Annotated in this window: 12 protein-coding genes; 2 read left to right on the plus strand and 10 right to left on the minus strand. The window is 37.8% G+C overall.

Annotated features, from left to right (window positions below; genetic code table 11):
- Positions 1-774: 774 nt before the first annotated feature.
- The gene (locus QZR70_RS06345; RefSeq protein WP_295793887.1) at positions 775-2,031 is read right to left on the minus strand and encodes a hypothetical protein; all 1,257 of its coding nucleotides are present in this window, start codon (positions 2,029-2,031) and stop codon (positions 775-777) included.
- Between the two features lie 237 nt (positions 2,032-2,268).
- Between QZR70_RS06345 and QZR70_RS06350 the strand changes: the two genes are divergently transcribed.
- The gene (locus tag QZR70_RS06350; protein ID WP_295793890.1) at positions 2,269-2,733 is read left to right on the plus strand and encodes a hypothetical protein; all 465 of its coding nucleotides are present in this window, start codon (positions 2,269-2,271) and stop codon (positions 2,731-2,733) included.
- Between the two features lie 71 nt (positions 2,734-2,804).
- Here the strand turns inward: QZR70_RS06350 and QZR70_RS06355 are convergent, their stop codons facing one another.
- The 4 genes from QZR70_RS06355 to QZR70_RS06370 form a co-directional block, all read right to left on the minus strand.
- Positions 2,805-3,398, minus strand: a complete 594-nt coding sequence (locus tag QZR70_RS06355; RefSeq protein ID WP_295793891.1) for a hypothetical protein — start codon at positions 3,396-3,398, stop codon at positions 2,805-2,807.
- A 154-nt stretch (positions 3,399-3,552) separates the two neighbouring features.
- Entirely contained in the window at positions 3,553-4,188 is a 636-nt protein-coding gene (locus QZR70_RS06360; protein ID WP_295793894.1) for a hypothetical protein, read from the minus strand.
- A 55-nt stretch (positions 4,189-4,243) separates the two neighbouring features.
- The gene (locus QZR70_RS06365; RefSeq protein ID WP_295793896.1) at positions 4,244-4,813 is read right to left on the minus strand and encodes a hypothetical protein; all 570 of its coding nucleotides are present in this window, start codon (positions 4,811-4,813) and stop codon (positions 4,244-4,246) included.
- A gap of 8 nt (positions 4,814-4,821) precedes the next feature.
- Positions 4,822-5,394, minus strand: a complete 573-nt coding sequence (locus QZR70_RS06370) for a hypothetical protein (RefSeq protein ID WP_295793898.1) — start codon at positions 5,392-5,394, stop codon at positions 4,822-4,824.
- Positions 5,395-6,109: 715 nt separating this feature from the next.
- Here QZR70_RS06370 and QZR70_RS06375 point away from each other — a divergent pair.
- Complete coding sequence (locus QZR70_RS06375) at positions 6,110-7,525, plus strand: sodium:solute symporter (protein ID WP_295793900.1); 1,416 nt, start codon at positions 6,110-6,112, stop codon at positions 7,523-7,525.
- A gap of 528 nt (positions 7,526-8,053) precedes the next feature.
- Here QZR70_RS06375 and QZR70_RS06380 read toward each other — a convergent pair.
- From QZR70_RS06380 to QZR70_RS06400, 5 genes are all read right to left on the minus strand, one after another.
- The gene (locus QZR70_RS06380) at positions 8,054-9,274 is read right to left on the minus strand and encodes a hypothetical protein (RefSeq protein WP_295793902.1); all 1,221 of its coding nucleotides are present in this window, start codon (positions 9,272-9,274) and stop codon (positions 8,054-8,056) included.
- Positions 9,275-9,355: 81 nt separating this feature from the next.
- Positions 9,356-10,357 (minus strand): YadA-like family protein, encoded by a 1,002-nt coding sequence (locus QZR70_RS06385; RefSeq protein WP_295793904.1) that lies wholly within the window; start codon positions 10,355-10,357, stop codon positions 9,356-9,358.
- 395 nt (positions 10,358-10,752) lie between these two features.
- Complete coding sequence (locus tag QZR70_RS06390) at positions 10,753-11,361, minus strand: hypothetical protein (protein ID WP_039968834.1); 609 nt, start codon at positions 11,359-11,361, stop codon at positions 10,753-10,755.
- A gap of 521 nt (positions 11,362-11,882) precedes the next feature.
- Positions 11,883-12,773 (minus strand): sigma-70 family RNA polymerase sigma factor, encoded by an 891-nt coding sequence (locus QZR70_RS06395; RefSeq protein WP_295793908.1) that lies wholly within the window; start codon positions 12,771-12,773, stop codon positions 11,883-11,885.
- A gap of 334 nt (positions 12,774-13,107) precedes the next feature.
- Complete coding sequence (locus tag QZR70_RS06400) at positions 13,108-14,172, minus strand: ATP-binding protein (RefSeq protein ID WP_295793910.1); 1,065 nt, start codon at positions 14,170-14,172, stop codon at positions 13,108-13,110.
- Between the last annotated feature and the right edge of the window lie 277 nt (positions 14,173-14,449).

Raw genomic sequence — 14,449 nt, forward strand, 5'->3', positions numbered from 1 at the left:
AAGAACCTCCAGTTTATCTCAATTTGACGATATAAATCTTTACCCCTATAATATAGGTAGATAGTCAGACGAGTCGTACCGTCAGGCTCATCTCTGAAAACAAAAAAGCTTGAGAAATGGCCTTTCAGTTATCGAATCATCTAAGATAACGAAGGGCTATTTTATTTCCCCAACCTCGTATAACTATCCTAATCCTATTATATGATGCATTAATATACGATACAACAATCATTATATTATATAAATATACGAATAAACTAATAAAAGCCGAGCTAATTCTAAGGAATAAAAGCTCGGCTTTTAGTTTATTTAACGTTTGAAAGAATACTAAAGGTTTACCAATGGAATACTTAAAATAATGGAAGCTGTAATTAAGATATACACTACAAAATATAGCTTTAACAAAAGCAATAAACTACCAAATAGGACTTTATAGATAGGTGCATCTTCTTTCTTAGATCGTATCCATTCTTTAGTCTTATAATATATTTTGGGCTTGTTAAAAGCTGGCGGTAATCGCTTACACCATAAAACGAGCCACAGAATACAGCATATATTACCAAAGAGAAAGAATAGAAATAGACCAAAATGCTCCAATGAATATACTTTCAATACATAGATATTATAGAGTAGCTGAGCAAATGTCTCTACAAAGTTAATCCATAAATAGACAAGATAAGCCTTAAGCAAAAGCACTAATATAGTTTTGATATATTTGAGTTTACTCATTGGCACTCTCCTAGCTAATATCATGAAACTTAAAAACAAAATTTCTTATTGAGTTAATATTTTAATCCATTCCATATACCACGGATTAAAGATTGGATCCGCATCAAGCTTCTTTTTATGGCTATTACTTATACGCCATTGAGGTGCCTTTCGTAAACTTTCAACATTATCAAAATCTACATACTCAACCATATCGCGCAATTGTTTATGCTTATACGAAGATTTGCTTTCATCATAATCAATGCGATAACTATAATAATATTCAGAATCCTTTGTAAAATGGCGTAAATAGGATTCCCCATTAGATTTATAGCGATCAACTAGAAATCCTGGAAGACCATTATTCCAAACTGTTGCATACTGTGTAGGCGCCTCAAGGTCACCATATTTATTCAAAAATGCAAAAATTTGTTTTTTTGCCAAACTTTTATCAACAACATTAGGGTCTATTTGAAAGCGTAACACACGGATCTTAATTCCTGAGGCTTCATAAGTACGAACCTCATATTTATTATCTTCCAATGCTTCGCTCACAAGCTTAGCCTTTTTAGGAATACGATAGCTAAAATTGTCCCAATGCTTAACATGGCTATAATTATCTAACCCAGATAAGGGCTCAATAGATGGAATAATATAATTACTCATTACCACTTCAGCAAATTTATCTTGGTATGGATCATTCACATCCCCGCCACCAAGATACGTAATACCATAGGTAGTGTTCGTGTTCTTAGGCGTAAACTCTGTATACATTACATGTGTCTTGGCTTTAAGGATTTTCCAAGATGCATTTTCTAAGCCTGGATATGTATAGATACCTTCATTGTGCATACGTTTACTAAATTCTTTACCATGTGGTGGCCCCACCATCAAAATACTTGTAAAACCACGAACCACAAATAAAGGACCATCACTTGATTTAGATTCAACCGTGTCTCCACGCAAGCTAATATTTGGTACAGATAAACGGATATTATTCTTTCCTTCATGAAGTAAGATAACAGTAGATTGTGAGAATTCTGCTAGCTTATAAGGCTTAACAATATCTGGTTTTTCCTTAAAAATCTTATAGTTATCTGCTTTCGGCTCCTCCTCCAAGCTCTGTACTTCCACTCTAAAGGCTTCAGCTTCTTTTTGGGCATTTTCATTAATATGGGAATAATTTTCGTAAGCATTGGCAGGGATACTCCCATCCGCACCTGGAACGGGTGGTTGCCACTTTGGCACTTCAATCTGTACAGCGTTGACATTCATGGTGAAAGCAGTCGCTAATGCCATCATGATTATACTTTTACGTAACATAAGCCCTCTCTTTTTCTTCTCTCACATTACAACAAAATAAGCACAACCTTATTAGCATAAGTATACTATGCAAACAAGACTGTGCCTATAATTAATAATTTTATAGTTAAGGATATTATCCGACTTAAATTTATGAATTTATTATGAAATATTGTTTTATTATTTAGAGCTTTTTTGTTTTTATATGCCATAATAAAAACAAATGTAAAACTGGCGTATATAATAGGGAGGTTCGCCATGAAAAAATTATTGCTTTTAATGACATTGATTTTCTCTATTTTCTTAAGTAATTCGGCTATTGCAGGTGGAATCTATGCTGATCATTTAAATGGTGATCCCAACTTCATCTTAGTCGATGGTCATATGAGCTCCGCATGGTATATTGATCGTAGTTCATTAGTAGTCCAAAAATATGCTCCACCACAATATATAATTGCAGTAAATGTTATTACTGTAAATAATTACGAACGTGGCAACCGTTCCATATCTAAAGTAACTACAATGCGCTTCCTATATAATTGGAACACAAAAGATATGTTTATAGATAAAGACCTAAATAATAATTGGAGACACTTACGTCCAAATGGCCCTTGGTCAGATACTGGCATCGTAAGGCCAGCGGGAGAAATGGCATTTTATCTTGCCTATAACTTAAAATTCCATGGAAACTTTGCATCAAATTTCTATAAAAGTGCATATTAACTAAACATAAAAGACACCATTATATTCATAATAATGGTGTCTTTTTACTATATATAGCTAAATATTCTAGTCTATTTAATATCATGTTTTGTTTTTATATAATTTAAAGCCACCAATCTTGCTCTATATTCAGTAGACTTATAATTAATATAAGAAGTGAGAAGCGTAAAAATTATTATAAACAAACACCCTAAAGCAGAAATATTCCATAAATCAAAACAAAAAACTAGACCTGCATAGACTAGCACACATATAAAATACGGCCTAAACCACCATTTCTTATCTGATTTAGCATTAAAAGCTAACTTAATAGATAAAATAATAAGCAGAACTGCTGAACTAACAGCTAAATATAACATTATTCTATTATAATTTAAGTCATTAATAACACCAGATTGCATTACATTAATAACTAATGCAGTCAATGCACTTGCAATAAAAAGAAAGTCCATCTTTTTATATACTTCCATCCTAGCACGAATTTCTGATAATTCCATATCAAACTTATACCCTCCATAACCTAAAGATTCATATAATTTAATATACTCTTCAACTAAACTTAATCTCCATTCTCCGTCTAGACAAATAGGTTTATTAGAAAAGTTCTCTTCCGACTTATTTCTAACCCAACACCAAAATCTATTTTTCCAAAATTTCCTCTGCATCGTATATCCCTTCCTCAAATTTTTATCTAATCACCTAAATATATAACTATTAAATATTTACTGTATATAACTAAAGTGAATTAATTTAATAATATATACGAGTCTAAAAGAAAACACCAATATTCATTGAGAATACTGGTGTTTTACTCTATAATCAATGCACTATTTCAAGATTTCCATGATTAAAGCTTCCCTCTAACTGTTGTATCGTAGATTGATATTGATCTTTCATAGATTGCAAATATTTTATTCTTAAAGTATTTATAGAGCCGTTTCCAACAAATCCTTTTATATAATAAATAAATGTACCATCTGTATATGTTACAACATACCAATCATCGCTAACCATATGAAACCCTGGAATACCAGATTCATAAGCATTCGATAAAGCACGATTATACTCATTATATACTGTTTTATTTACTACATTATTAGAACCAAATATGCGCATTTCTATAGTCCCATCTTGTGGGGATATAACTAAACCATCACTATTAGCTGGAGGTGTCCCTTTAACCCAATTAATTGGATACCGCACAGAAAACCCATATCTTCCATTTTTATAAAATGCTAAATCACCGTCTTTTTTATCTGGTAAATTAGAAGTTACATTTTCGTCTCGACTTATTTCATTTGTAGATACTTGAGTAGTACTAGTAACTTCTTTAGTGCTCTGCCCATTATCTTTGATCTGCTGTATTAAGAATACTCCCCCAACACCAATTACAATACCTATTATTATACAAATGGTGGTTACAATAATATGCTTCTTTTTAATTTCGATAATCATATAGAATTCCCCACAAAGAAATATATTGATTTATTGCAATTTAATTAATCTTACCTTATGGCTCATCATCATAGGGAATGCCATATGCTTTTTTATACATCAAATTAGGCAATTTATATTTTTCGTCACCAAATTCAGCAGGTAGAATCATAGCTTTTAGGTTTTCTGCATACACACGTTGTTGGCGAATTTGTCCATTATTGTAATAGGTACCGCCATCATTAACGGTTCCAGTGATACCTGAGTTTTCTTGTTTTGCACGCCAAATAGAGATATATGGCGTCTTATCACCTTGTTTTAAACTGTTATCATGAGCATTAATCAAATGGCGCAAAGAACGATCCATTTGGTAATCGTATTGTACTGAAAGTCCTTGAATCATATTAGCAGCAGGCATGGAAACATAAATGCTGGCTTCAATACGACGATGACCATTCGGTGCCGTTACAGACTTAACAGATGAAAGGTCCAAATATTTTCCATCCCCTCGTCCAGAGTCAGCACTCGAATCGATGTGCTCAAATCGCTCTGAGTTTAATAACTCAGCTTGTGATACGGCTTGACCTTTCATAGGCAATACGAGGCAGGCTAATAACCATAGTGAAAGTAAATATATGCGTTTCATCGTCCACCTCACTGCACCACAATATCGTCAAAATGCTGCTGATACACGGACATAAACATAGCATCCGCTATATCATACATAATAGTGTTATTACGATTAAGTGGGAACTTACGCGTATCATTCACATAATGCATTGGCTTCGTCGCCCCATCAAAGGTATACTTCGCCACATCTACCTCTGTCATAGCCAAACCAGACTTACTTTCACTAGCCTCAATCAAAGCCATCATAGACGGACTCGGATTCATTATACGAGACGAATGAATAAGGGTCGCTAACGAATAGTTAGTATCATAATCCACAGTGAGCTGTCGCTCGTCAATGGTAGATTGATAAGACGTATCCATCACAACATAGTAGGTCCCGCGCAAAGAATACTGTGGCGGTGCATAGCGAAGGGCCTCAATAGAATACGTGTTCAAATAGATATACAAGCCACCACTCTCCATAGAACCATTCATAGATCGAGTATGAACCAACTTAAACTGTGGTGACGTCTTCAACTCTTGATATGTAATTGCCTCTGTAGGCATGGTGAAAGCTAGCAACACAAGGGCTAGCATCAAAATACGTTGAATCATAAAAACCTCTCTCAAAAAATGAATCTTATCTCTCAATAAAATAAGCACAACCTTATTAGCATAAGTATACTATGCAAACAAGCCTGTGCCTATGATTAATAAATTTATAATTTAGTATATAGAATGTACTTTTAATTGATATTTATAAGGTTTATCACCATTTGACGATATATATCTTTATCCCTATAATATAAGTAGATAGTCAGACGAGTCGAAACGTCAGGCGCATCTCGAAAATCAAAATACTTAGGAAATGGCCTTTCTGTTTACTTAGCTACCATGCGGTAACGGAGGGCTATTTGCTTTTTGTAAGGCAAATAAGGGCTACTAAGGCTCCAAAAGCAATGACAATAGCCAGTACTTGTAAGAGGAGCATGATTATTTCATAATCACTCATAGACTTATCCCTCCCTTCAAAAACGAAGAGAGGCTCAACCTCGTCTAACTATCCTAAGTCTATTATAGAACGAACTAATATACGATACAATAAGGAACGAATAATAGAGATATACAGATAAATGCATAAAAAAAAGCCCGTCATGACGGGCTTTTTTTAGTTCCTAATATATATACATTCTCCAACTCCCCAAGAAACTCCTCTTTGTAATTTCCCCAGTTTTTAAGGATAATAGAGTTATACTTGCATACGCACCACAAGTAGGTAAGGGTGATTTAGTATATGTCTCTAACTAGTTTGTAGTTTAGGAGGTGGCATATGGACGCTTTAACTATTATATGGGTCATTGTTTGTGCCTATTTATTACTGAATTTATTGGTCGGCGTGTATTGTCATATTCGTGTAAAAGATAGTACTGACTATCTACTCGCAGGTCGTCGTATTGGGATTCTTATGACGGCAGGCACGTTAGCTGCTACAGAGATCGGTGGCGGGAGTACCGTTGGTGTAGCCGCGAAAGCATATGGTTCTTGGGGTTTATCTGCAGGTTGGTACGTAGTCTCTGCAGGGATTGGGGTTATTCTCGTTGCTTTCATCGCACCACTGTTACGACGTGCCATGGCAACGACCGTACCGGAGATCATCGGTCGTCGCTTTGGTGGATCTAGCCATCTCATTACGTCGATTCTTTCTATGCTCGCAACCATTACCTTGGCAGGCGTACAGATTACTGCAACAGCAACCATTATTAGCGTTCTTACTGGACTTTCAACAGAGCTAGCTATCCTCATCTGCGGCGCGGTACTCGTAATTTACACCATGTCCGGCGGCATGTGGAGCGTAACAATGACAGACGTTATCCACTTCTTCGTTCTCGTTGGAGGCTTTACCCTCGCTGTGCCATTTGTATTACACAATGTGGGCGGCTGGGAAACAGTAGTGTCTAAATTACCACCTGAACAGCTGGGCTTCACAAAGGTTGGTTGGAAAACCATCATCGGCCTTATTATCATGTACTTCATGACCTTCTCCACAGGGCAAGAATCAGTTCAACGGTACTTCGCAGCCAAGAATGAAAGAACCGCTGTTCTCGGTTCTATCATCTGTGGTATTATTATGGCTCTATTCGCCTTTGTTCCTGCCGTATTGGGCCTCGTAGCATTGGCTGAATTCCCGAACATTGAAGCCAATAATGCAGTGGCAACAGTAGCACTTAACCTCATGCCTCCGATTATGGCAGGCTTCGTTATGGCCGCTGTCGTATCAGCGACGCTTTCATCAGGCGCAGGCGATCTCTTAGGCGCCGCAACTGTATTTACCAAGGATATTGTGGAACATCATTTTGGTAAAAGCCTTACAGATGCTCAGCTCACAAGATATAGCCGTCTATGCGTGCTATTCCTCGGCATTATCGCCATCGTTATCTCTCTCGTAAGCAAAGCCATCATTCCAATGCTCGTATTTGCTTTCACCATGAGATCTGCGGGCCCATTCGCTGCCTTCCTACTAGGCCTCACCTGGAAAAATGCAACAGCTGGCGCTGGCATTTGGTCCATCGTGCTCGGCTCTATCGCAGGCGTGTACTGGGAATTCGTGGGCAACCCATACGGCATTATGTCCATCATCTTTGGTTCCATCGTCAGTCTCATCGTCTTTGTGGCTGTGGTGTTCATTGAAAGATCCATGGGTAAACCACCGGCTCCACCGGCTATACCTGATGATTTAAAAGAATAACTTAAAAGAATAATGTAAGAGAACGTTCTAAAAGAGTTCTCTAAGAAAAAACTCCTATCGGTTACACCAATAGGAGTTTTTCTTATTTTATAACGATATCCTTAAATTATGTGCCATACACACATTCATCACAATTTGACGATATATCATAACCTTACTATAATATAGATAGATAGTCAGACGAGTAGTGACGTCAGGCTCATCTCACAAACTTAATAATATGTAGAAATGGCCTTTTCGTTTTATCTAATTTCCGAAGAAACGAAGGGCTATTTTGCTATTTCTAGACAAATAAGCGCCACAAGTGCTCCAAAGGATATCATGACTGATAAAATCCCAAGGATAATCATAATGATTTTATAACCACTCATAAGCAACCCTCCCTTCAAAAACGAAGAGAGGCCCAACCTCGTCCAACTATCCTAACTCTATTATAGAACGAACTAATATACGATACAATAAGGAACGAATAATAGAAATATATAGATAAATACAGTAAAGACCGTACCTAAAAGTACGGTCTTTTTCTTATTTCTTTAGTCTTTTATTCCTAGCTTGTCTTAGTTGCTTGGCATTTCCAAAATCTAAATATTCCATTATATTGCGTAGTTCAATATGGCTATACTTATTGTTACCATCTTCATAGGTAAGGAACATATAATATTCATACTTATCATCTTTTATTAACTGATAAATACGAGACTTCTTTCCTGGATTATATTGATCTAGGAGATAAGAAGGAACACCATTATTCCATACTAAAGCTACTTGAAGAGGTATATCTTTCAGTAATGTTGGATTCTTTTTATAGAAAAAGTGATTGAAAACAGTCTGTGTATATAGTTGTATAGGCTCCCCTTTATCAACTAAAGAACTTCGCGCAACAACGAGTTTCATCCCAGCCCCAACATACACGCGACCTTGAAAATCATCACTTTTATCCTCAATATCTAAAGTCATTCCTTTAGGTAGTCGATAAGTCAGATTGTCCCATGTAATAGTATCACTAGTATTATCTAAATTCTCTAATGGTTGAATAGAAGGAATTACAAAATTAGCCATTGTAGATTCTAACTTTTTTGTAACGGGCTGATTCTTGTTGCCTAAAAATGCCATATACGTCTGATTTGGGTATTTATCGAAAGTAACGGCAGCATACATTACAGGTAGATTTCCATTCGCATATTGCTCTCTTATTCCCCAATAGCCTTTACTAAGGCCTGGATACATAAATTCCCCTTGCCGTTGAGCCTTTTTATTAAATCCTGAATCTTCAACTCGTTCATTAGCACCTAACAGCCCCGCAATAGCATAACGATCAAAAACATACGAGCCTTTACCCTTTTTATCCAAGTCCTCAAAATAACTTTCTACCACTGAAATAGGCAATGTCACTTTAGCCTTATAATCACCTTCGTGCAATAAAATTACAGTAGACTCATGGGTAATTAACTCCAAATACTTTGCATAGGCTTTTTTTAATTGCTCTGCCTGCTCTGCAGTACCTTTCTTCTCAAGAACCTCTCCATCAATCCGCTTATTATACTCTTCCATTTTTTTAATGTGATCAGCAGTAGTAATATTGCGAGTCTTATCGTAACGATAGTTCTGATATGCATTATCTGGAATACTAGCATCAGCCCCTGGTACAGGCGGTTGTCCTTCAGGAACAGTATATTGCGCTGCATCAACAGGCATGGTAAAGGCTAATACTACAGCTAAGCTCAACAATGTACTTTTTAATTTCATACAACACCTCTCAAACAATAATAGACACGTTCTCTCATTAGTATAAGTATACTATATCCGCGAGAACGTGCCTATGTATGCTTATTGCAATTTTTTCAACGCTGCTTTAATTTCGTTTACTTCAGCCCGTAGTTCTTCGTTATCTGCACGCAGTGATGCATTGTCGGCTTGTAGGTCTTTGATTTGTTTTGCCATTTCAAAGCGACTTGTTTTGAGTGTTGGATCTTGTTCGCCTACCTTGAAAGAAGCACCGATGTTAAACATGCTTTCACCACCAAGGGTAACACCAGCATGAATCATGGAGTTTTCATTCGGCTGATAAGAAGCACCAATAGCGCCCGCATTAGAGTTCTTATAATGGCCTACACTGGTCGCAAAGGACCATTTATCGTTTGGATTATAGTCCAAATAATGAAGCCCCGCCAATGCCGCAGAGGCAGCGCCCACCTTGGAGACCTGACGATCCGTATAGGACTTGGCGTTGTTGAGCACCTTGTCCCCAATATTCACCGTATTATTTTCGAGTGTAGAAATACGATTCGTATTATTATCGACCTGCGTTTTCACCTCATGCAACTGGCTGCCATTAATAACATCTGTAGATGTTTTGGAAACCTCACCCTTGGACACATTCACAATCTTATGATTACCGTTATTGAGGCCGTTATCTGTTAAAGAAATGATAGTATCAGCATTATTATCCCCATCGGCTTTTTCAATCACAATGCCATTAGGGCCATACGTGGTTCTATTAATCTGATCGGTATTGCTTTCAACAACTAACCCATCTAAGGTTAAGCTAGAATATTTGATGCCATCAGTATGAGATACCTTGAGTTCATTACCATTTATTTCAACATATTTATCTCTTCCCGCTGGATCATCTGCAACCTCAATGGAGCGAAGACCTTGAACATCTTCGCTCAGTCCAACAGTATAATTCTTCTGTCCATGCTCATTTTCAGTTTCATCTACCGTAATATTATTAAGACCACCTACAGTTGTTCTCATATCTGCTTCTGCCATCACATTAATGCTCAACACAGACATAATCCCAGCTAATACTAACAACTTCTTATTCATGATTACTCCCCCTGAATTCATAGTAATCCCTTAGCCATACAACCTCTTAGAGTATGGTCTAACTAACATAAACATACAAAAACCAATAATAACCTAAAACTTCACAATATACTCCAATTATAAGTCTAGCTTATTTTTATTTCAATGATTAAATTTACTTAATTTTCACTATTTATTCATCTCTAACCAAAAAGACGCTCCTTAAAAGAGCGTCTTTTTATTACCTTACATATACTTACATACATATACTTACATACATATACTTAATAGCAATAAAATAGCTATAAACATATTATTATGTCTCCCGTATGTTATTTTCTCCCTATAGTTCCTCCTCTCTGTCTCTCCCCTATTACTTTATCTCCCCCTACTAGTTCATCTCTCCCCCTAAGGTCTTATCTTGTTAGGTCTCTCCAGGCAATAAATAGTTCGGCCACAACTTGTGGGTTTTGGCTGAGTTTGATGCGGGCTAGCATTTTGCGCACGTAGTTGCAGTGTTCTAGCATGGCTTCGTTCAGCTTATGCTTCACATGGTGTGGGGCTTGGTACACCAAGATAGGTTTAAAGTCGCCCACGTGAATGTAGCTCGTATCTGGATCAGGGCCATCAGTGACGATGTACTGATATGGTATCGCCACATTAAAGAGTCCGTACACCACGTCCTTGCCGATAGGGCGCCGACATTTGATATGACCAAAGGTCAGATGTGGCCCATAGGTCTTAGGCGCCGTATAGCTGCTGCGCCGACCGTCGCTGGTCATAATGTAATTTGGCCTCAACCCTTCTTGTAAGGCCAGCTCACGCAGGATGGTACGAATTGGCAGATGTACCAATTCTTGACGACCGTCTACGAAATAGCACATCGTGCTATCCCCGCCGCCAGGTTCATAGGTAGGAATAAAACAAACAATATGATTCTTCGGATTCGTATAGATCAAATCCAAATTCTCTCCCTTAGATAGCCAAGTGGCCACCGCTACTGGTACTTCATTACATGTCATCATAGGAATTCTCTCCCCTCAACTTAGGAACATTCCTTTCAACAATACAATGAACACGTGTTCTGTGAAAGCAGATTCGCATGCTTTAATCTGCTGTTGGTTTAATTGTATATCACACTGTATAATTTGTAAATATATACACAAAACTATAGAAATTTATGTAAAATTAAAGACTTTATGATCTTGTAAAAGTAATATATACCTATATATGTCATTATTTTCTCATTTACATTGAGAATTGCATATTTTATGTATATCTGTTAATCGCTATTAACGTAATTATGCAGAAATTAGAATATAAATAAGAAATTAAATTATATTAACACATATCATTACGAACTAGACTCTAATAGACTAATACTCATATGTTTACATTACACATTCTAATCGCTTCAGAGTGCTAAGAGTCTCATACATGTATAACGCTAATTAGTACATAACTCTAATTAACACCTAACTCTAATACGTGGACATCTCTAAAACATATATATCTCTAATGAATGTATAGGCTTATTGCATTCATATTAGTGTACTCGTAGTTTCTTAAAGTCTGTCGTCAAGTATCTACGCAGCTTCCGCAGGGCTCGTTCATGGCGCCGTTGGATAGCTTGGCGGCTACAGTTCAGCTCTTCGCTGACAGATACGAGGCTTTTACAATCACCGTACACGCGACGCAATAGGTCTTGTTGATCTGGCGATAGTCTGCCAAGAGCCCATACGAGGCGAGCCCGTAGTCGTTGTTCCTCATCGGCCGTCATGATCATGTCTGCTATATTCTCTCCAGATGAGAAGATATCCATGCCAACCGCTACCTCGCCATCATCGGTGATGCGGTCTGGTATATGAATCTCACGATGATTACGCAACCGCTCCCGCTTCCAATACCGCATGTAACCATATCTAACACCAGCTTTCACAAAGCCAGGGAACGGCACGGAACCTTTCAAATCAAAGCTATAAATCGATTCCAATAGGATGGCCCACAGATAGCTCTCTAGGTCTTCACGAAACTCGCGGTTCCCCGTCTTATTCGTATAATGTAAGATGAGTGGCCGATACCTGCGACAGAGCTCGATTTGAGCCGCATCATGGCGCAGCTCATCAGCGGACCACGGCTGGTACCCAACCGTCTGAATTCGCATATTCGGATTTTGACAAATCGACACGAGGCTCTTATCTGATAAGGATGTTAAGACCTGATGCCCGCAGATAAGAGTCTGTAATTTCAACTCCTCCGGCACCTTGTACTCTGGTTCCTTAGGCGGTATCGTTTCAGATTCTAGTTCATTAGAAGAAGGTCTCTTAGATAGTACTTCTTTGGAAAATGTTCCCTTTGAAGATATCTCCTCAGATTGTAAGCTTGCAGTTTTAATACAGGTTCGTTGTACTAACGGTTCTTCGTTTGTGTATAACATAAATCCCCTTTCCTGCCATGGCATAGCGCTTATCTACACAATAACGCGGAATGGGGATTTTGACAAATTGGCAATTTCTGAGAATTCCTACATATTCTGTCACAATGTAACATTAATTTCTATCCATTAAAAGACATAACTACACACCTAGATAGATAATTGCTGAAAATAATACAAAAAAGACACCACAGAGGAATATGGTGTCTCTTTTAGAGGAATTAGTACTACCATTGGGTAATAGTACGTAAGTTACGATTACTGATATACACGTTAGGAGTAACGTATTCTGATGTTACAAGTAACTGTACAGGTAATCGTATTTTAAATTGTCTGATTACATTGCAATACAGGAGGCTTCCACAAAATCTTTGAGTTGTGGTTTTACGTAGGTTTGGTACACGTCTGCACCATTGCCACGAACGATGTCACCCCAGTATTTATACACATAGCGGTACCAGAAATGGAACATGCTATTTGTGAAGTGGTAGTCAGCGTATTTCGCTGGTCCACGGCTATTCGCTTGGATACGACCTACGAGGCCCATGGCCATCAAGTCGTTTAAGCGAGATGTAAAGGTGCCACTTTTAATTTGGCTAGCTTGCAACAACTCCACATAGTATGGTCTCTCTAGTGTAGCAAGGCCAGATAGAATCGCATTAGCACCGGTGATATTTTTCATATCTCGATGTAAGATATGCTGCGTTTCTTCAAAGAGGGCGCCCGATACGGAGAAGAACAAATTAATGATATTCGTATCGATGCTTTCACCATTGTCAAAGTACTGCACATAAGCAGGCAAACCACCTGTTACGGCGAACACAGTACGCAAATCATCCTTGGCATAGTGAAGGCCCAAGGATTTCATGTCCACCAAGGAGAACGGTTTCACCTCGAAATATTCCGACACATAAGGACCAATCAAGCTGCGATCGCCAATGATGCGGCCATCGAGCTGTTCTAACCCATTCGCCATCAAGATGATGTTCAAACGGCTCGTTTCTTTATAAGTATCTAACAAATCGCGCAAGTGTATAGGGAACTGAGGTACAGCCTCCACCAAGGAAGGGTAATCATCAATCACCACAGTCTGAGGCGTTTTTACACTGCTTTCAAATAGACCCTCAAAGGCCTCTTGCAAGCTAGTGATCGATTCGAATTTATCCTGCCCATCAGCAGGAACAAAACGTGCCTCAAGAGCTCGATTCATATCGGCTACATGGATTGCTTCATTAGCCATGCGACCCGCCAAGTATAACGCCTTATGACGACGCACAAGCTGGGAAGCCACATAGGATTTGCCACTGCGATGCGGACCATACACAACACACAAACTCATTTGATTCATCGCAATACGGGACTGGATACTCTCAATAATTTCAGCACGTCCCACAAAATTCATATACTCTCACCTCCAACATTCTATGGAGACTATTATATCATAAATTTAAAACAAATTTAAACTTATTTTCATATTATTAACATGACTTTTGATTATGTTAAAATTTTTACGCATAAAATATACTTATTTAATGGTTTACTTTTTACTCATATATTGGTGAAAGCCCCCATATTTACTACATTTTATACAGTTGTAATTCCAATACGACTATACAGAGGAAAGTATAATCATAACCACCCGTAGAACGGGTGGTTTGCTCTGACCCTATAAGGGTCTT

This window comes from uncultured Veillonella sp., assembly GCF_900545205.1.
Classification (GTDB): domain Bacteria; phylum Bacillota; class Negativicutes; order Veillonellales; family Veillonellaceae; genus Veillonella.